The organism is Micromonospora sp. NPDC049497, from assembly GCF_044465805.1.
In the GTDB taxonomy this organism is placed as follows: Bacteria; Actinomycetota; Actinomycetes; order Mycobacteriales; family Micromonosporaceae; genus Micromonospora.
The window spans coordinates 184,461-201,588 of the sequence record NZ_JBITMC010000004.1 but is presented as its reverse complement, the minus strand read 5'-3'; the positions used below and the strand labels follow the sequence as shown (position 1 = coordinate 201,588).

18 protein-coding genes are annotated in these 17,128 nt (G+C 72.4%); 12 read left to right on the top strand and 6 right to left on the bottom strand.

Annotation, left to right across the window (positions count from 1 at the left end):
- Positions 1 to 302 precede the first annotated feature (302 nt).
- The 3 genes from nrdR to ACIBR0_RS08675 all read left to right on the top strand — a co-directional run bounded on the left by nrdR (position 303) and on the right by ACIBR0_RS08675 (position 4,578).
- Complete coding sequence (gene nrdR / locus ACIBR0_RS08685) at positions 303 to 803, top strand: transcriptional regulator NrdR (RefSeq protein ID WP_396713596.1); 501 nt, start codon at positions 303 to 305, stop codon at positions 801 to 803.
- Positions 804 to 870: 67 nt separating this feature from the next.
- On the top strand, positions 871 to 3,759 hold the full coding sequence (locus ACIBR0_RS08680; RefSeq protein WP_396713594.1) for a vitamin B12-dependent ribonucleotide reductase: 2,889 nt from the start codon (positions 871 to 873) through the stop codon (positions 3,757 to 3,759).
- Between the two features lie 597 nt (positions 3,760 to 4,356).
- Positions 4,357 to 4,578, top strand: coding sequence for a hypothetical protein (locus ACIBR0_RS08675; RefSeq protein ID WP_396713592.1), 222 nt, complete (start codon positions 4,357 to 4,359; stop codon positions 4,576 to 4,578).
- 245 nt (positions 4,579 to 4,823) lie between these two features.
- Here the strand turns inward: ACIBR0_RS08675 and ACIBR0_RS08670 are convergent, their stop codons facing one another.
- Complete coding sequence (locus ACIBR0_RS08670) at positions 4,824 to 5,144, bottom strand: TraR/DksA family transcriptional regulator (RefSeq protein WP_396713591.1); 321 nt, start codon at positions 5,142 to 5,144, stop codon at positions 4,824 to 4,826.
- A 118-nt stretch (positions 5,145 to 5,262) separates the two neighbouring features.
- On the opposite strand from ACIBR0_RS08670, the gene ACIBR0_RS08665 reads away from it, so the two are divergent.
- The gene (locus ACIBR0_RS08665; RefSeq protein WP_396713589.1) at positions 5,263 to 5,394 is read left to right on the top strand and encodes a hypothetical protein; all 132 of its coding nucleotides are present in this window, start codon (positions 5,263 to 5,265) and stop codon (positions 5,392 to 5,394) included.
- A gap of 219 nt (positions 5,395 to 5,613) precedes the next feature.
- Here ACIBR0_RS08665 and ACIBR0_RS08660 read toward each other — a convergent pair whose 3' ends face one another.
- Complete coding sequence (locus tag ACIBR0_RS08660; protein WP_396713587.1) at positions 5,614 to 6,576, bottom strand: LuxR C-terminal-related transcriptional regulator; 963 nt, start codon at positions 6,574 to 6,576, stop codon at positions 5,614 to 5,616.
- 222 nt (positions 6,577 to 6,798) lie between these two features.
- Between ACIBR0_RS08660 and ACIBR0_RS08655 the strand changes: the two genes are divergently transcribed.
- From ACIBR0_RS08655 to ACIBR0_RS08635, 5 genes are all read left to right on the top strand, one after another.
- Positions 6,799 to 6,966 (top strand): hypothetical protein, encoded by a 168-nt coding sequence (locus ACIBR0_RS08655; RefSeq protein WP_396713585.1) that lies wholly within the window; start codon positions 6,799 to 6,801, stop codon positions 6,964 to 6,966.
- On the top strand, positions 6,963 to 7,223 hold the full coding sequence (locus ACIBR0_RS08650) for a hypothetical protein (protein WP_396713583.1): 261 nt from the start codon (positions 6,963 to 6,965) through the stop codon (positions 7,221 to 7,223). Before ACIBR0_RS08655 ends, ACIBR0_RS08650 begins: the two co-directional genes overlap by 4 nt.
- Positions 7,224 to 7,275: 52 nt before the next feature.
- The gene (locus ACIBR0_RS08645; protein ID WP_396713581.1) at positions 7,276 to 8,583 is read left to right on the top strand and encodes a hypothetical protein; all 1,308 of its coding nucleotides are present in this window, start codon (positions 7,276 to 7,278) and stop codon (positions 8,581 to 8,583) included.
- Between the two features lie 185 nt (positions 8,584 to 8,768).
- A complete protein-coding gene (locus ACIBR0_RS08640) occupies positions 8,769 to 9,758 on the top strand; it encodes an asparaginase (protein WP_396713579.1) in 990 nt (329 codons plus the stop codon).
- A gap of 134 nt (positions 9,759 to 9,892) precedes the next feature.
- A complete protein-coding gene (locus ACIBR0_RS08635) occupies positions 9,893 to 10,141 on the top strand; it encodes a DUF5522 domain-containing protein (RefSeq protein ID WP_357034460.1) in 249 nt (82 codons plus the stop codon).
- A gap of 40 nt (positions 10,142 to 10,181) precedes the next feature.
- Here the strand turns inward: ACIBR0_RS08635 and ACIBR0_RS08630 are convergent, their stop codons facing one another.
- On the bottom strand, positions 10,182 to 10,865 hold the full coding sequence (locus tag ACIBR0_RS08630) for a metal-dependent transcriptional regulator (RefSeq protein ID WP_396713576.1): 684 nt from the start codon (positions 10,863 to 10,865) through the stop codon (positions 10,182 to 10,184).
- A gap of 97 nt (positions 10,866 to 10,962) precedes the next feature.
- On the opposite strand from ACIBR0_RS08630, the gene ACIBR0_RS08625 reads away from it, so the two are divergent.
- The 3 genes from ACIBR0_RS08625 to ACIBR0_RS08615 all read left to right on the top strand — a co-directional run bounded on the left by ACIBR0_RS08625 (position 10,963) and on the right by ACIBR0_RS08615 (position 15,634).
- Positions 10,963 to 11,808: a sulfurtransferase gene (locus ACIBR0_RS08625; RefSeq protein ID WP_396713574.1), complete on the top strand. Its 846-nt coding sequence runs from the start codon at positions 10,963 to 10,965 to the stop codon at positions 11,806 to 11,808.
- A gap of 62 nt (positions 11,809 to 11,870) precedes the next feature.
- A complete protein-coding gene (locus ACIBR0_RS08620; RefSeq protein WP_396713572.1) occupies positions 11,871 to 13,052 on the top strand; it encodes an acetoin utilization protein AcuC in 1,182 nt (393 codons plus the stop codon).
- 26 nt (positions 13,053 to 13,078) lie between these two features.
- Complete coding sequence (locus ACIBR0_RS08615; protein WP_396713570.1) at positions 13,079 to 15,634, top strand: GNAT family N-acetyltransferase; 2,556 nt, start codon at positions 13,079 to 13,081, stop codon at positions 15,632 to 15,634.
- 76 nt (positions 15,635 to 15,710) lie between these two features.
- On the opposite strand, the gene ACIBR0_RS08610 is transcribed toward ACIBR0_RS08615, so the two are convergent.
- The 3 genes from ACIBR0_RS08610 to ACIBR0_RS08600 form a co-directional block, all read right to left on the bottom strand.
- Positions 15,711 to 16,118, bottom strand: a complete 408-nt coding sequence (locus ACIBR0_RS08610; RefSeq protein WP_396713568.1) for a VOC family protein — start codon at positions 16,116 to 16,118, stop codon at positions 15,711 to 15,713.
- Positions 16,115 to 16,549, bottom strand: coding sequence for an SRPBCC domain-containing protein (locus ACIBR0_RS08605; RefSeq protein ID WP_396713824.1), 435 nt, complete (start codon positions 16,547 to 16,549; stop codon positions 16,115 to 16,117). Before ACIBR0_RS08605 ends, ACIBR0_RS08610 begins: the two co-directional genes overlap by 4 nt.
- A 62-nt stretch (positions 16,550 to 16,611) precedes the next feature.
- On the bottom strand, positions 16,612 to 16,959 hold the full coding sequence (locus ACIBR0_RS08600; protein WP_396713566.1) for an ArsR/SmtB family transcription factor: 348 nt from the start codon (positions 16,957 to 16,959) through the stop codon (positions 16,612 to 16,614).
- Positions 16,960 to 17,128 lie beyond the last annotated feature (169 nt).

The following is a 17,128-nucleotide window of genomic DNA, read 5'->3' as shown; positions in this document are numbered from 1 at the left end:
CGACCGGGTGGCCGGTAACCCCCACCGGTGGCGTGGCGTTGGGCTCTCGGGTCGCCCGGAAAGGGGCGTCGCAGGTGACGCGCCGGACACGCCGGCCAACTTGACCTCGGATCGTCCGCGGCATACGGTCGACCCCTAGATGTAGTAGTCACACGGGCGTAAGTCGCCTACAGGTTGGGTTCGACTACCGACCGCACTCCCGTACCGTCGGCACGGCGAAACCATCGGGCGATGGCTCCGCCGTGATGGCGCGTGCCCGGAGGGCGGTCGGCGGGCCCGCGGTCGATGGAGGAGGTCGGGCGATGCGGTGTCCGTACTGCCGGCACCCCGACTCCCGGGTCGTCGACTCGCGGGAGGCCGACGACGGCCAGTTGATCCGCCGGCGGCGGTCCTGCCCCGAGTGCGGCAAGCGGTTCACCACCGTCGAGGAGGCGGTGCTCGCGGTGGTCAAGCGCAGCGGGGTGACCGAGCCGTTCAGTCGTACGAAGATCATCGGCGGGGTGCGCAAGGCGTGCCAGGGCCGGCCGGTGGACGAGGACTCGATCGCCCTGCTGGCGCAGAAGGTCGAGGAGACCGTCCGCGCCAAGGGGGCCGCCGAGCTTCCGAGCCACGAGGTGGGGTTGGCGATCCTGGGTCCCCTGCGGGACCTGGACGAGGTGGCCTACCTGCGGTTCGCCAGCGTCTATAGGTCGTTCGACTCGCTCGCCGACTTCGAGCGGGAGATCGAGACGCTGCGGGCCGCCGCACGCGCCCGCGAGGGCGCCGGGGCCGAGGGGGCCGGCGCCGCCGGCCGTACACATTGATTTTTGCAGTTTGAGAAGACAGTCGGAACGCGCGGCGGGTGACCGTGCGGACGAGGGGGCGGATGAGATGTCGGGGGATGGTGTGACAACGAGCAGGTCACGGTCGAAGGCTGGCGCGACGGCGGGCATCAAGGTCGAGCGGGTCTGGACCACCGCGGGGGTGCACCCCTACGACGAGGTCGCGTGGGAGCGGCGCGACGTCGTCATGACGAACTGGCGCGACGGCTCGATCAACTTCGAGCAGCGCGGCGTGGAGTTCCCGGAGTCGTGGAGCGTCAACGCGGCCAACATCGTCACCACCAAGTACTTCCGTGGCGCGGTGGGCACCCCGGAGCGGGAGTGGTCGCTCCGGCAGCTGATCGACCGGGTCGTCACCACCTACCGCACCGCCGGTGAGGAGTACGGCTACTTCGCCAGCCCGGCCGACGCCGAGGTCTTCGCCCACGAGCTGACCTGGATGCTGCTGCACCAGGTGTTCAGCTTCAACTCGCCGGTGTGGTTCAACGTCGGCACGCCGTCGCCGCAGCAGGTCAGCGCCTGCTTCATCCTCGCCGTCGACGACTCGATGGACTCCATCCTGGACTGGTACAAGGAGGAGGGGCTGATCTTCAAGGGCGGCTCCGGCTCCGGGGTCAACCTGTCCCGGATCCGGTCCTCCCGCGAGCTGCTCTCCTCCGGCGGCAACGCCTCCGGCCCGGTCAGCTTCATGCGCGGCGCGGACGCCTCCGCCGGCACCATCAAGTCCGGCGGCGCCACCCGGCGCGCGGCGAAGATGGTCATCCTCGACGTGGACCACCCGGACATCCAGGAGTTCGTGGTCACCAAGGCGCGCGAGGAGGACAAGATCCGCGCGCTGCGCGACGCCGGGTTCGACATGGACCTCGGTGGCGCCGACATCGTCAGCGTGCAGTACCAGAACGCCAACAACTCGGTCCGGGTCTCCGACGAGTTCATGACGGCGGTGGAGAACGACGGCGGGTTCGACCTGCGCGGCCGGCTCGACGGGGCGACGATCGAGACGATCAACGCGAAGAAGCTGTTCCGCAGCATCTCCCAGGCCGCCTGGGAGTGCGCCGACCCCGGCCTCCAGTACGACGACACCATCAACGACTGGCACACCTGCCCCGAGACCGGGCGGATCACCGCGTCGAACCCGTGCTCGGAGTACCTGCACCTGGACAACTCCTCGTGCAACCTGGCCTCGCTGAACCTGATGAAGTTCCTCCGCGCCGACGGTGGCTTCGAGGTGGAGAAGTTCGTCAAGTCCGTCGAGCTGGTCATCACCGCGATGGACATCTCGATCTGCTTCGCCGACTTCCCGACCGAGAAGATCGGTGAGACCTCCCGCGCCTACCGGCAGCTCGGCATCGGCTACGCCAACCTCGGCGCCCTTCTGATGGCCTCCGGCCTCCCGTACGACTCGGAGCAGGGCCGCTCGGTCGCCGCGGCGATCACCTCGCTGATGACCGGCACCGCGTACCGCCGCTCGGCGGAGCTGGCCGGCGTCGTCGGCGCCTACGAGGGCTACGCCCGCAACGCCGAGCCGCACAAGCGGGTCATGCGCAAGCACGCCGCCGCCAACGACGAGATCAAGCCCACCAGCCCGGTGGCCACCGCGATCGTGCGGGAGGCCACGAAGCAGTGGACCCAGGGCAACAAGGTCGGTGACAGGTTCGGCTGGCGCAACGCGCAGGCCAGCGTGCTCGCCCCGACCGGCACCATCGGCTTCATGATGGACTGCGACACCACCGGCGTGGAGCCGGACCTGGCGCTGGTCAAGTTCAAGAAGCTGGTCGGTGGCGGCTCGATGCAGATCGTCAACCAGACCGTGCCGCGCGCCCTGCGCAGCCTCGGCTACCCCGAGGAGCAGGTCGAGGCGATCGTCGAGCACATCGCCGACCACGGCCACGTGGTGGACGCCCCCGGCCTCAAGCCGGAGCACTACCCGGTCTTCGACTGCGCGATGGGTGAGCGGTCCATCGCCCCGATGGGCCACGTGCGGATGATGGCGGCCATCCAACCGTTCGTCTCCGGCGCCATCTCCAAGACGGTCAACATGCCGGAGGCGGCGACCGTCGAGGACGTCGAGAAGATCTACTTCGAGGGCTGGAAGCTCGGCCTCAAGGCGCTGGCGATCTACCGCGACAACTGCAAGGTCGGTCAGCCGCTCTCGGTGGGCAAGTCCAACAAGGCCGTCGCCTCGGTGGAGGCCGCGCCGGCCGAGGTCGAGAAGGTCGTGGAGAAGGTCGTCGAGTACCGCCCGGTGCGCAAGCGGCTGCCGAAGAAGCGCCCGTCGCAGACGGTCAGCTTCTCCGTCGGCGGCGCCGAGGGCTACCTCACCGCGTCGTCCTACCCGGACGACGGCCTCGGCGAGGTCTTCCTCAAGATGTCGAAGCAGGGCTCGACCCTCGCCGGTGTGATGGACGCCTTCTCGGTGGCCATCTCCATCGGCCTCCAGTACGGCGTGCCGCTGGAGACGTACGTCAGCAAGTTCACCAACATGCGCTTCGAGCCGGCCGGCATGACCGACGACCCGGACGTGCGGATGGCCGCCTCGGTGATGGACTACATCTTCCGTCGCCTGGCCCTGGACTTCCTGCCGTACGAGCGCCGCGCGGAGCTGGGCATCTTCACCGCCCAGGAGCGGGCCGCCCAGCTGCGGGCCGAGGCGGAGGCGGAGGCCAGCGGTACGGACCTCACCGCGATGGCCGCCTCCGCCCCGGTCGAGGCTCCCGTCGAGCCGAAGACCGGCCCGATCGCCCAGCCGGCGCAGGAGACCGCCGACGTCGCCGCCGCCAAGCCGGCGCCGTCGGTCGGTTCCAGCACCGAGCTGCTGGAGGCCGTGATCGGCAAGGCCGCCGACGCGCCGCTCTGCTTCACCTGCGGTACGAAGATGCGCCCGGCCGGTAGCTGCTACGTCTGCGAGGGCTGCGGCTCCACCAGCGGCTGCAGCTGACGTACGAGCGCGATGAGCCCCGGGCGCTGGAGCGTCCGGGGCTCATCGCTGTGCGTACTGGTGTGAGTCCAATACTGGACTGCCGGCATGGCGACCACACCGCTCGTCGTACAGGATTTCGGTGCGGAGGTTGCGGTGCTCGGCTGGGTCACCGATTGACGGTCCTGTGGACCCGCTCGGCAGGCCGCGCTCGCCGCGGTGCATCGTTGCCTCAACCCGGGAGCAGTGCGGCATCCGGCCTGGTTGATCGATCACTTGCGTGCAAGACGGCGGGGGGAGGCGTTACCTCGCCGCAGTTACCCACCCGCTGTGATTGTTTGGCGTGACGTATGCCTACCCGTACGGTTCCGCTTGCCTACGCAGCGGCGGTGGGTGACGACCAGTGTCGAATTGCTCCTGTCGAGCTGAGTCATTCGTGACGTCACGGCTACCCATGCGTGAGGTTCGATGGGCGGCACCGATTCATCCATGACATCAGATCGGTAGGGTCCGACCACTAACCTGTCACCGGCTGACTCCGTACCCCTGCTCCCAGGCCGAATGGGCGACCCGCTGGCAGGCCCGCGCCGCGACCTGGCCCTTCCTGGGCGGCCGGTCGTGACCACCACCCACGGCCCGGTCCTTCCGGTGTGGAGCTGCGGTGGTTGTGGCGGGCCGTGGCCGTGCGCGACGAGGCGCGCCGAGCTGCGGGCGGAGTTCGACAGTGCTCCCGTCTCGCTCGCGATCCACATGGGCTCGTACCTCGTCTGGGCCGCCGAGGATCTGACCTGGGTCCCGGCGGGGCTGCTGCACCGACGGTTCCTCGGGTGGGTCCGGTGAGTGTCCTGCGGCGGGGGGATGAGCGTTTCCACTACAGCGACGGCTCGCACCGGTGGATCCCGCCCGATCCGGACCATGACCAGGAGGTGTGGAACGAGATGGTCCGCCAGCACCAGCGGAAGCACCTTGAGGAGATATCGAGTCGGAGAGCGCCCCGTCATCCGAACGAGACGCGGAGTGCCGGCGTCTGACCGTAGGCCCACGGCGACTGCCGTGCCGGAACCCGGCACGGCAGTCGTGGGCCGTCAGCCGGCGTGCTGCTGCTGGCAGGGCACGCAGAAGCGCGCGTGGGGCAGCACCTCCAGGCGTTCGGCGGGGATCGGCGCGGCGCACCGCTCGCACGTGCCGTACCGCCCCTCGGCGATGCGGTGCAACGCGTCGGTGATCTGGTCCAGGCTCTGGCGGGTGGCGGCGATCAGCGCGCTCCGGGTGTGGGCCTCGCCCGGGTCGCCGGTGTCCGCGGTGAGCTGCGTCAGCCGCGCGGTGTGCACCTCGAAGTCGTGGGTCAGTGCGGCACGCAGCGTGTCGAGTCGTTGCCGCTCGTCCGGGTGCAGATGGGTGGTCATGGCGTGGACTCCTCCGGAAAAAGAAAAAGGGCCGAAGCGCTGACGCTTCGCCCTGCTGGCTGGTCGGGATGTACTCGTACCGCGCCAGGGAGGACCACGTCCGGTCGGGCTCGGCGGGATGGAGACCGCCGAACCGGCGGCGGACGGCACGGCGGTGCGCACCACCCGGATCGCGGGGGTGGTCGCCCACACGCGGCGGCGCGCGGCAGCGTACGCCGCCGCCGTCACGACGGCGGCGCCCGCCTGCTGACCCGACCGACGCATCCGGCAACCATAGGCCGGGAGCACGAGGAAGCCAATGGCCTTTACCCGCGCAGCCGTTGCGTCAGCTCCGGACGCGCTCGTGCCGCAGCAGGAGAGGGCTCCTGTGCGGGGACCGTACCGCCGGCCGGCCGATCAGTGGGGCGCGGCCAGGCCGCGGAGGGAACGTGCCCAGGGACGCGCGCGCACGGCGGCCTTCCTGCCGGGCTCAGATCCAACCGCGCCGGGCCGCCTCGACGCCCGCCTGGAAGCGACTGCTCGCCTGGAGCCGATCGGTCAGCGAGTTCATCAACCGCTGGACGCTCCGGGCGGAGACACCCAGCTGCCGGGCCGCCGACTCGTCGGTGTGCCCGGCCGCGTATAGCCGCAGCAGCGCCTTCTCCTGCGGACCCAGCGCCGTCGACGGCTTGCCGGGGCTGTCGCCGAACGGGATGCCCTGCTCCCAGACCTGTTCGAAGAGGGCGAGCAGAGCGGCGACCAGGCCCGGACTACGGAGTTCCAGGGCGCCGAGTCGCGGTTGCTGCGGGTCGATCGGCGTCAGCGCGATGCTCCGGTCGACGATGACCATGCGCATCGGCAGCGTCGGCACCGTACGGGATTCGCTGCCCAACGCCGCCATCCGCCGTGCGTGCGCCAGCGTCGCCGGGTCGTTGCGGAAGCTGTCCTGATAGACGTTGCGGATGCGTACGGTCCGCTCGAGAGCCGCCGCGTTGAGGGGCGCCTCGGACTGCAGGGTGTCGGTAGGTTGCGCCACGCCTGGAGTGAAGGAGAGGCATTCCACCGTGGCCGTCCGGGCGAGCTCGTCGAGCCTCTCCCGGACCGTCTCGATGCCCTCCAGCCGGATCGCCACCTCCTGTTGTTCGTGCGTCGTCGCCAGGTCGGCGATCGCCGTCCGGGCCGCCTCGATCTGTCGCTGGCGGACCGCGATGTCGGCCTCCACCCTCGTCAACAGCGCGGCGAGCCCGGTCTTGGGGCGTACGGCTCGGGCGGTGCCGCCGGGACCGTCGAGACGGATCAGCGCCAGGCCGGCCAGGGTGTCCAACGCACGGTGCACCTGTGACTGGTCGATGTGGAGATGGTCCGCCAGCCCGGCCACATCCAACGTCGGCTGCGCGATCATCGTCAGGTAGACGGACTCATCCGTCGCCGACAAACCCAATGCCTCCAGCATTGACCCTCCCCCGTGTCAATCAGTTGTGATCATAGGGGAGCGACGACGGGTGCGAAGCCCCGGTCGCGGCCATTGCGACTTCTCGCCAGGCAGGATTCCGCCACCCGCAACCCGGTGACAGCGGCACACGGCTGCGGCACGCTTCTCCCAACGCGGTGGACAACACCGGAACGGGGCCGGATCGGCCCGAATCTCCCAACTGCTTCTGCGAGAGGAATGGCCATGTCTGCACTCCGGAACCTTTCCAGCCGGCTGTACGTCGCCGTAGTTCTCGCCACGGTGGCGACCGTGGCGCTGACCCAGTTCGCGGGCGGCGACGGCGGATCGGCCGTACTGGCCGAGGGTTTCGGCTGGATCGCACCCGCATCGTCCGGCCCCGTCCAGTCGTGATCGCCGCCCTGGCTCGCATCGCCCCTCTCGACGGCAACCGCGACTATCCCGAAGCGGAACTGCGCAGCCAGTTGTGGACGCGCGCCGGCAAGGACGAGCGAATAAACCACCTGCGCATTCGGGCCGGACCGGCCGGCTTCGACATCATCGCATTTGTGGCCACCGACACCCCTTCGGCGGCGCATTCCATTCTGCACGATCTGGTGCGGAATCTGATTGTTGACGACCCAAGACTTCGCCTCTGGCGTGTCGTATGAATTCCGTTCGCCCGCCGGGAAAAGGCGGGTCGACCCCTCGAAAGGAACTTTAGTGTTCGTGCAGAGCGTACGCAGAATGGGCGGCCTCGCCGTCGCCGGCACGTTGGCCACCGCCATAGCGACGGCAGTCGTCGTCGCCCCCACGGCGGCCGTGGCCGCACCTGCCACCCCCTCGTTCAGCTCCTCCATCGACGGATACGCCAGCTACGTCGGCCAGTCCACCTGCGATCCGACCGCCAAGCCGGGTGTGACGAGCTTCAAGAACCTGGTGAACTCGACCTACGGCTCGCATACGTGGGGCATCGGCCGGGACTGCGACAGTGGCGGCACCAGTGAACACAAGGAGGGTCGGGCGCTCGACTACCACTTCAACTACTACGACACCGCGCAGCGGGCCGACGCGAACGATCTGCTCAACTGGTTGCTCGCCACCGACTCGTACGGCAACAAGCACGCCATGGCCCGCCGGCTGGGCATCATGTACGTCATCTGGAACGAGAGGATCTGGAAGGCGTACGACCCGTCCGCCGGGTGGCAGCCCTACAGTGGCGCCAGCCCGCACACCGACCACATCCACTTCAGCTTCAGCTGGGCCGGCGCGGAGAAGCGGACCTCCTGGTGGTCCGCCGACGACACTCCGACGGTGCCCGAGGAAGACGTACCGATCTCCGGGGACTGGGACGGTGACGGCGACGAGACGGTGGGCGTCTTCCGTCCGAGCAACTCGACCTTCTACCTGCGCAACGTCAACAGCGGCGTGGCCGACATCGTCTTCAAGTTCGGCCACGGTGGGTCGGGTGACATCCCGGTGGCGGGTGACTGGAACGGCGACGGCCGCGACACCGTCGGCGTGTTCCGGCCGAGCGAGTCGATGTGGTACCTGACCAACGGCACCACGAGCACGGACATGTCCTTCAAGTTCGGCCACGGTCCGTCGGGTGACCTGCCGGTCGCGGGTGACTGGAACGGCGACGGCATCGACCGGGTCGGCGTGTTCCGGCCGAGCGAGTCGATGTGGTACCTGACCAACGGCACCACGAGCACCGACATGTCCTTCAAGTTCGGCCACGGTCCGTCGGGCGACCGGCCGGTCGCGGGTGACTGGAACGACGACGGCATCGACCGGGTCGGCGTGTTCCGGCCCAGCATTTCGACCTGGTACCTGACCAACGGCACCACGAGCACCGACGCGTCCTTCATCTTCGGCCACGGTCCCTCGGGCGACGTGGCGGTGCCGGGCGACTGGGACGGCGACGGGGACGCCACCCCGGGTGTCCGCCGGCCGAGCAACAACACCGTCTACCTGCGCAACAGCAACAGCGGCGGTGCGGTCGACATCGAGTTCATCTACGGCGTCTGATCACAGCTGGCTCGACAGTGGCGGCGGGGTCCGGGACTTCTCCCGGGCCCCGTCGCCGCGTGCCGCGACGCCACCTCGGAACCCGCCGCGCCGGTCCGCCGTGCGCCGGCGGACCGGACCCACCGGACGTCGACCCGGGCGGTACGGTCTGCGGGCCGCGTTCCGGTACGGCTGCGGGAGGTTCCATGTCCATCGCCCTGTTCACCCTCGGCGGCACGATCGCGATGGGCGGGGTCGACCCCGGTGCCCAGGGCGTGGTCACCAGGCTGACCGGCGAGGACCTCACTGCCGCCGTGCCGGGGCTGGCGGAGATCGGGCTGCCCCTGGACGTACGCGACGCGCACGCGGTGCCCAGCGCCGACCTCACGTACCGCCAGTTGCTCGACGTGGTCGACACCGCCTCGCGGGCGGTGACCGCCGGCGCGACCGGCGTGATCGTCACCCAGGGGACCGACACGCTGGAGGAGACGGCGTTCCTGGCCGACCTGGTCTGGCCGCACGACGCGCCGCTGGTGTTCACCGGCGCGATGCGCAACCCGACCCTGCCCGGCGCGGACGGGCCGGCGAACCTGCTCGCCGCCGCCCGGGTCACCGCCGCGCCGAGCACCCGTGGCCTCGGCGTGCTCGTCGCGGTCAACGACGAGATCCACGCCGCCCGCTGGGTACGCAAGACGCACAGCACCAGCACCGGCACCTTCTCGTCGCCGAACGCCGGCCCGGTCGGGCACGTGATCGAGGGTCGGGTGCGGGTGCTGGCCCGGCCGGAGCGTCGGGTGCCGCTTCCGCGGGTCGACACGGGCCGTCTCGACGCCACCCGCGTCGCGTTGCACACCGCGACCCTGGACGACGACGCGCTGCTGCTCGGTGGTGTCGCCGACGCCTGCCACGGCCTGGTGGTCGCCGGCTTCGGCGTCGGGCACGTCCGGCCGGCGCTCGCGCCGGTGCTGGGTGCGCTCGCCGAGCGGATGCCGGTCGTGCTGACGTCCCGCACCGGCGCCGGGTCGGTCCTGCGGCACACCTACGGCGCAATCGGCTCGGAGACCGACCTGCGACGGCGGGGGCTGGTCGACGGGGGCCTGCTCGACCCGTACAAGGCGAAGGTGCTGCTCCGGCTGCTCCTCGCCGCCGGCGTGGACCGCGACGGGGTCGTGGCCGCCTTCGCCGACCACGGTTGACGTGGTTGATCCACTCGCCTTCACCGAAACCGGGGTGTCCCGCGCGCGACGACACCCCGACTTCAATGACGCCGAGTGGATCAAGCGGCCCGCCCGCCGCGGTCGCGCCCTGACCGGTCCCTAGACTGGCCCGGATGACAGGAGAGCGACGACCCCTGGCCGGCCGGCCGCTCACCGAGCCGCACCCGTCCCGCCTCGCGCACGACCACCCCGATCGGGAGCGGATCGTCGCCGCGCACACCGCCGCGCTGGCCGCCGGTGAGGCCGGCTACCCGGACCCGGCGACCGGCCTGTTCGTGCTCAGCGCGGGGTTCCTGGCCCGCCGTGGCACCTGCTGCGGGCGCGGCTGCCGGCACTGCCCGTACGTCGACGACCCGACCTGACGGCCGGACCGCAGCGGAACGGCCGGGCCGCGGCGGAACGTCAGCCGGCGGCGACGAAGACCCGGGAGGCGACCTCGCGCGGCAGCCGGACCCGGTCGCCGGAGCGGTCGATGGAGACGCCGTCGCGTTCCTGGGCGACGGTCACCGTGGCACCAGGGTCGACCCCCGCGGCGTGCAACTGCCGCAGCACGTCGGCGTCGGTCTGCACGCTCTCGCAGATCCGCCGGACCACGACCGGCCCGGAGAGACCGGGGAACGCCAGGTTGCGCTCACCCTCGGCCGCCTCGGCGGCCGGCCCGGGGGAGCCCAGCTCCTCCAGTCCCGGGATCGGGTTGCCGTACGGCGAGCGGGTCGGCCGGTTGAGCAGGTCGTAGACCCGCTTCTCGACCGCGTCGCTCATCACGTGCTCCCACCGGCAGGCCTCCTCGTGGGCCTCCTCGTAGGGCATGCCGATGACGTTGACCAGCAGCAGCTCGGCGAGGCGGTGTTTGCGCATGACCGACACGGCGGAGCTGCGGCCCTCCGCCGTGAGCGCGAGGTGGCGGTCGCCCTCGACGGTGAGCAGGCCGTCCCGCTCCATGCGGGCGACGGTCTGGCTGACGGTGGGGCCGCTCTGCCGGAGCCGTTCGGCGATCCGGGCGCGCAGCGGCGGCACCCCCTCCTCTTCCAGCTCGAGGATGGTGCGCAGGTACATCTCGGTCGTGTCGACCAGATCATGCTTCACGTCAGTGGCCCTCCGGTGCACGATGCTACCCCGCGCGACCGATAACGCCCGCCGTCGAACCGCGAGGCCCGCACCCGGATGGTGTTGACTGGTCGCCATGTCCGGTACCGAAGATCTCCTCGTGGAGGCCGACCGGCTCGCCGCCGAGCTGGACCGCGCCGACCCGCCCACCGTGCTCGACGTCCGCTGGCGGCTGACCGGCCCACCGGGGCGGGACGACTACGCCGTGGCCCACCTGCCCGGCGCGGTCTTCGTCGACCTGGACACCGAGCTGTGCGGCCCGCCGGGCGCAGCCGGTCGGCACCCGCTGCCCGACCCGGCGGCGCTCCAGGCCGCGCTGCGGGCCGCCGGCGTCCGCGCGGGTCACCCCGTCGTGGTGTACGACGGTGGCGACGGGGTGGCCGCCGCCCGCGCGTGGTGGACGCTGCGCTGGGCGGGCCACCGGGACGTACGCCTCCTGCACGGCGGCTTCCCGGCCTGGCTGGCCGCCGGACTGCCCACCACGACGGCGGTGCCCACCCCGGCGGCCGGTGACGTCGAGGTGCGCCCGGGTGCCCTGCCGGTGCTCGACGCCGGGCGGGCCGCCGAGCTGGCCGCCGCCGACGAGGGGGTGCTGCTGGACGTGCGGGCCGCGCCGCGCTTCCGGGGCGAGACCGAGCCGATCGACCCGGTCGCCGGCCACGTGCCCGGCGCGGTGAACGTGCCCGCCCCCGAGTACGTCACCGACGGTCGCTTCCCCGCCGCCGACGCGCTGCGGGAACGGTTCGCCGCCGCCGGGGTGGAAACCGCCCGGCCGGTCGGGGCGTACTGCGGCTCGGGGGTGACCGCCGCGCAGGCCGTCCTCGCCCTGCACCTGGCGGGTCGTCCGGACGCCGCGCTCTACGTCGGCTCGTGGAGCAACTGGGTCGCCGACCCGTCGCGCCCGGTGGCCACGGGGGAGTAGCGCGTCGGCGACACCCGCAGGCGCGCGGCGGGCCGCTGCCGGTCGCGTGCGACGATGGGCGCATGTCCGACGACACGGTGGTGGTGTGGGACCCGTCGCTGCTCACCTACGACATGGGTGACCACCCGCTGGACCCGGTACGCGTCGAGCTCACCATGGCGCTCGCCCGCGAGCTGGGGGTGCTGGAGCGGCCCGGTGTGCGGCTGGTCAAGCCGGAGCCGGCCGACGACGACCTGCTGGCCCGGGTGCACGACCCGCGCTACCTGGACGCGGTCCGCGCCGCGCCGCGCGACCCCCTCTTCGCCGGCTTCGGACTGGGCACCTCCGACAACCCGGTCTTCGACGGGATGCACGAGTCCAGCGCGCTGATCGCCGGGGCCACCGTCGCCGCCGCCGAGGCGGTCTGGCGGGGCGAGGCCCGGCGGGCGGTCAGCGTCGCCGGTGGGCTGCACCACGCGATGCCGGCCCGTGCCGCCGGCTTCTGCGTCTACAACGACCCGGCGGTGGCCATCGCCCGGTTGCTCGACCTCGGTGCGGAGCGTGTCGCGTACGTGGACGTCGACGTGCACCACGGCGACGGCGTGCAGCAGGTCTTCTGGGACGACCCCCGGGTGCTCACGGTCAGCCTGCACGAGACCCCGCTGGCGCTGTTCCCGGGCACCGGCTTCCCCGACGAGACCGGCGGGCCGGAGGCGCAGGGGACGGCGGTGAACGTGCCGCTGCCGCCGGGCGTCGACGACGCCGGCTGGCAGCGTGCCTTCCACGCGATCGTGCCGTCGGTGCTGCGCGCGTTCCGGCCCCAGATCCTGGTGACCCAGTGCGGCGCCGACGGCCACCGGCTGGACCCGCTGGCCGACCTGCACCTGAGCGTGGACGGGCAGCGCGCCACGTACATCGCCCTGCGGAGACTCGCCGACGAGCTGTGCGAGGGCCGCTGGGTGGCCACCGGCGGCGGCGGGTACGCCCTGGTCGAGGTGGTGCCCCGGGCGTGGACGCACCTGCTCGCCGTGGCGACCGGCGCACCGCTGGAGCCGGCCACGCTGACCCCGCCCGCCTGGCGGGAGCTGGCCGCCGCCCGTCGTCCGGGCCGGGAGATCCCGCTGCGGATGACCGACGACGTGGACCCGGCGTACGAGCCGTGGCAGCCGACGGGGGAGCCGACAGCGGTGGACCGGGCCGTCGCCGCGACCCGGAGGTCCGTCTTCCCGCTGCTCGGGCTCGATCCGCACGATCCCCGTGACTGACCGGGCCGGGGCGGGACGGTGACGTCGTGACCACGGTGGACCAGCCGGTGGACGTGCTGCTCAGCGACGGCACCACCGTCCAGTTGCGGCCGATCCGCCCGTCGGACGCGCCGGAAATCGTGGCGATGCACTCCCGCTTCTCCGAGCGCACCCGCTACCTGCGCTACTTCTCGCCGTACCCCCGGATCCCCGACCGGGACCTGCAACGCTTCGTCAACGTCGACCACCGCGACCGGGAGGCGTTCGTGGTGCTGGCCGGTGACCAGATCGTGGCGGTCGGCCGCTACGAGCGCCTCGGCCCCCAGGCGCCGGAGGCCGAGGTGGCGTTCGTGGTGGAGGACGCCTACCAGGGCCGGGGCATCGGGTCGGTGCTGCTGGAGCACCTGGCCGACGCGGCACCGCGGGCCGGCATCATGAGCTTCGTCGCGGAGGTGCTGCCGAGCAACGGCGCGATGCTGCGGGTCTTCTCCGACTTCGGCTACCAGGTGCAGCGGCAGTTCGCCGACGGCGTGGTGCACCTGACCTTCCCGATCGCGCCCACCGAGGCCACCCTGGAGGTGCAGCGCGGCCGGGAGCACCGCACCGAGGCCCGTTCCATCGCCCGGCTGCTCGCGCCGCGCGGGGTCGCGGTCTACGGCGCCAGCGCCACCGGGCAGGGCGTCGGCGCGGCGGTGCTGGGCCACCTGCGGGACGGGGGCTTCACCGGTGCGGTGGTGCCCGTGCACCCGACCGCGCGGACGGTCGCCGGGCTGCCCGCGTACCCGTCGGCCGTCGACGCGGGCCTGCCGGTCGACCTTGCCGTGGTGGCGGTGCCGCCGGAGGCGGCGGAGGCCGTGGTCGCCGACGCGGCCGCCGCCGGGGCGCACGGTCTGGTGGTCATCTCCGCCGGCTTCGCCGAGGCCGGCGCGGAGGGAGCGGCCGCGCAGCGCGCCCTGGTCCGCGCGGCGCACGCGGCGGGCATGCGCGTGGTCGGCCCGAACTGTCTCGGGGTGGCCAACACCGACCCGACGGTACGCCTGAACGCCACGCTCGCCCCGAGGCTGCCGGTGCCCGGCCGGGTTGGCATCTTCAGCCAGTCCGGCGCGTTCGGGGTGGCGCTGCTGGCCGAGGCGGACCGGCGCGGGCTGGGCCTGTCCAGCTTCGTCTCCGCGGGCAACCGGGCCGACGTGTCGGGCAACGACCTGATGCAGTACTGGCAGGACGACCCCGGCACGGACGTGATCATGCTGTACCTGGAGACCTTCGGGAACCCGCGCAAGTTCGCCCGGCTGGCCCGACGGATCGGGCGGGAGAAGCCGGTGGTCGCCCTGGCCTCGCCGGCCCGGCCACCCGGCCTGGGCCCCTCCACCGGCCCGGACGAGGTCGCCGTCAGCGCCCTGTTCGCCCAGTCCGGCGTGATCCGGGTGGACACCGTGTCCGAGCTGCTCGACGTCGGGGTGCTGCTGGCCAACCAGCCGCTCCCGGCCGGTCGCCGGGTCGGCGTGGTCGGCAACTCCTCGGCGCTGACCGGCCTCGCCGCGACCGCCTGCGCCGCACAGGGACTGACCCTCGCCGACGGCTACCCGCGCGACGTCGGGCCCCGGGCCGGCGCGCCGGAGTTCGCCGCCGCGCTCGCCGGGGCCGCCGCCGACGACCGGGTGGACGCCCTGGTGGCGGTCTTCGCGCCACCGCTGCCCGGTCAGCTCTCCGACGTGGAACGGGACTTCACCGCCGCCCTGCCCGCCGCACTCGTCGCCGGCAAGCCGACCGTGGCGACGTTCCTGGTCGGCCGGGCGCCGGCCGGCGTGCCCGCGTACGGGGGTGTGGAGGAGGCGGTCCGCGCCCTCGCCCGGGTCACCGCGTACGCCGACTGGCTCCGCCGGTCCCCGGGCACCCTGCCCGAGCTGCCCGACGTCGACCCGGAGGCGGCGCAGGTGGCGCTGCGACCCGAGGCGCTGGACCCGATCGGGCTGCTCGCCGCGTACGGCATCGACGTGGTCCAGTCGGTGCCGGCGCGCACGGTCGACGAGGCGGTGGACGCGGCGACGCGGCTCGGGTTCCCGGTGGCCCTGAAGGCCGCCGCCCCCGGTCTGCGGCACCGGCTGGACCTCGGGGCCGTCCGTCTCGACCTGCCGGACGCGGCGACGGTGCACCGCGCGTACGCCGAGATGGCGACGGTCTTCGGCGCGGACGTCCTGGTCCAGCCGATGGTCCCGCCCGGCGTGGCCTGTGTGGTGGAGCTGGTGGAGGACCCTGCGTTCGGCCCGGTGGTGGGCTTCGGCCTCGGCGGCGTCGCCACCGAGCTGCTCGGGGACCGGGCCTGGCGGGCGGTGCCGCTGACCGACCGCGACGCCGCCGAACTCGTCGACGAGCCGCGCGCGGCGCCGCTGCTGCGCGGTCACCGGGGGGCCGCGCCGGTGGACCGGGCCGCCCTGGCGGACCTGCTGCTGCGTGTGGGCCGGCTCGCCGACGAGCAGCCCCGGGTCCGCGCGTTGACGCTGAACCCGGTGCTCGCGCGACCCGACGGCATCTCGGTGCTGCACGCGACGGTCCGCGTCGGTTCCGCCGCCGCCCGCCCCGACACCGGCCCCCGCCGCCTGTGAAAGGAAGGGCCCCTTCTTAACGCCTGCGGTAGAGGAAGGGGCCCTTCTTAACGCCTATCGCCGGTGGGGCGGGCGCTCAAGGGCGGCTGGAGATCTGCTGCACGCCCCAGGAGTTGCCGTCCGGGTCGGTGAAGAAGACGAAGCCGACGTTGTCCAGAGGCTCCGGCACGGGGCGCGGGTTCTTGCCCACCACCTGGATCTCGCTGACCTCGACACCCCGCTCGACCAGCTCGGCGCGGGCCTTGTGGAGGTCCGGCACGACCAGTTGGAGGCCCTTGAGCGACCCCGGCGGCATGTCGGGCACCACGCCCTTGCCGATGACGATCGAGCAGCCGGAGCCCGGCGGGGTCAGCTGTACGATCCGCGCGTCGTCGTTGATCACGGTGTCGTGGTCGACGGCGAAGCCGAGCCGCTCGGCGTAGAACTCCTTCGCCCGGTCCACGTCGGAGACCGGTACGACCACCACTTCCAGCGTCCAGTTCACGGAATCTCTCCTGTCGTCGATGTCTGGTGGAGCAGGTCGGCCAGGCGGGTGAAGCTCTCTCCGACGCCACGGGCCATCGGATAGCGCAACACCGTGTCCCGGCCCTCGGGTGTGGCGTACCGCAGGGTGGTGGTGACGGTGGTCCGCCCGACCAGTTCGGTGAACTCGTGGTCGACCAGCGTCTCGCCCGGATAGGACTGGTCCTCGAAGAGCTCGGTGCAGGCCAGCCGGTGCGGCGGGTCGACCGTCCGGTACGTGCCGTACTGCACCATCCGCCCGCCGGGGCCGTGCGACACGAAGCGCCAGCGGCCGCCCACCCGCAGGTCGACCTCGCACTCGACGAGCCGCCAGCCCCGCGCCCCGTACCAGCGGACCAGCAGCTCCGGCCGGGTGAACGCGCCGAAGACCAGCGGAGCCGCCGCGTCGAACATCCGGCTGAGCACGATGTGCCGGTCACCGGGCGCGTGCACCACGAGTGGGTCGTGGGTGCCCGTCACCGGGCGCGGCTCTCGGTGCCGCTGCGCTGGAGGTCGTCCAGTAGCGCGTCCAGGCGCTGGTAGCTCTCCGCCCAGTAGTCGCGGTAGTCCGCCAGCCACGCCGTGGCCTCCCGCAGCGGCTCGGCCGCCAGCCGGCAGGGTCGCCGTTGGGCGTCCCGCCCCCGCGTGACCAGGCCGGCGCGTTCCAGCACCCGGAGGTGCTTGGAGATGGCCGGCTGGCTCATCGCGAACGGCGCGGCCAGCTCGGTCACGGTCGCCTCGCCGGCCGCGAGCCGGGCGAGGATGGCCCGGCGGGTCGGGTCGGCAAGGGCCGAGAAGGTGGCGTCGAGCGCGTCCGTGTCCACTGAATATAACCTCCTGGTTCAATAACCAAGAGGTTTCTACCGCGGATGTCCGCCGAGGTCAAGCGCCGCAACGACGTGGGGGGCCCCCCCCCCCCCCCGGGCCCCCCCCGGGGCCGGGGGGGGCGCCGCCCGGCGCCCCCCCCCCCCCGGCCCCCCCCCCGGGGGCGCC

What these genes read in the sequence shown, in the direction of transcription:
- nrdR (WP_396713596.1), top strand. Translation starts at nt 303, where the DNA reads ATGCGGTGTCCGTACTGCCGGCACCCCGACTCCCGGGTCGTCGACTCG.
- ACIBR0_RS08680 (WP_396713594.1), top strand. Translation starts at nt 871, where the DNA reads ATGTCGGGGGATGGTGTGACAACGAGCAGGTCACGGTCGAAGGCTGGC.
- ACIBR0_RS08670 (WP_396713591.1), bottom strand. Translation starts at nt 5,144, where the DNA reads ATGACCACCCATCTGCACCCGGACGAGCGGCAACGACTCGACACGCTG.
- ACIBR0_RS08665 (WP_396713589.1), top strand. Translation starts at nt 5,263, where the DNA reads ATGGAGACCGCCGAACCGGCGGCGGACGGCACGGCGGTGCGCACCACC.
- ACIBR0_RS08660 (WP_396713587.1), bottom strand. Translation starts at nt 6,576, where the DNA reads ATGCTGGAGGCATTGGGTTTGTCGGCGACGGATGAGTCCGTCTACCTG.
- ACIBR0_RS08655 (WP_396713585.1), top strand. Translation starts at nt 6,799, where the DNA reads ATGTCTGCACTCCGGAACCTTTCCAGCCGGCTGTACGTCGCCGTAGTT.
- ACIBR0_RS08640 (WP_396713579.1), top strand. Translation starts at nt 8,769, where the DNA reads ATGTCCATCGCCCTGTTCACCCTCGGCGGCACGATCGCGATGGGCGGG.
- ACIBR0_RS08635 (WP_357034460.1), top strand. Translation starts at nt 9,893, where the DNA reads ATGACAGGAGAGCGACGACCCCTGGCCGGCCGGCCGCTCACCGAGCCG.
- ACIBR0_RS08625 (WP_396713574.1), top strand. Translation starts at nt 10,963, where the DNA reads ATGTCCGGTACCGAAGATCTCCTCGTGGAGGCCGACCGGCTCGCCGCC.
- ACIBR0_RS08620 (WP_396713572.1), top strand. Translation starts at nt 11,871, where the DNA reads ATGTCCGACGACACGGTGGTGGTGTGGGACCCGTCGCTGCTCACCTAC.
- ACIBR0_RS08605 (WP_396713824.1), bottom strand. Translation starts at nt 16,549, where the DNA reads ATGTTCGACGCGGCGGCTCCGCTGGTCTTCGGCGCGTTCACCCGGCCG.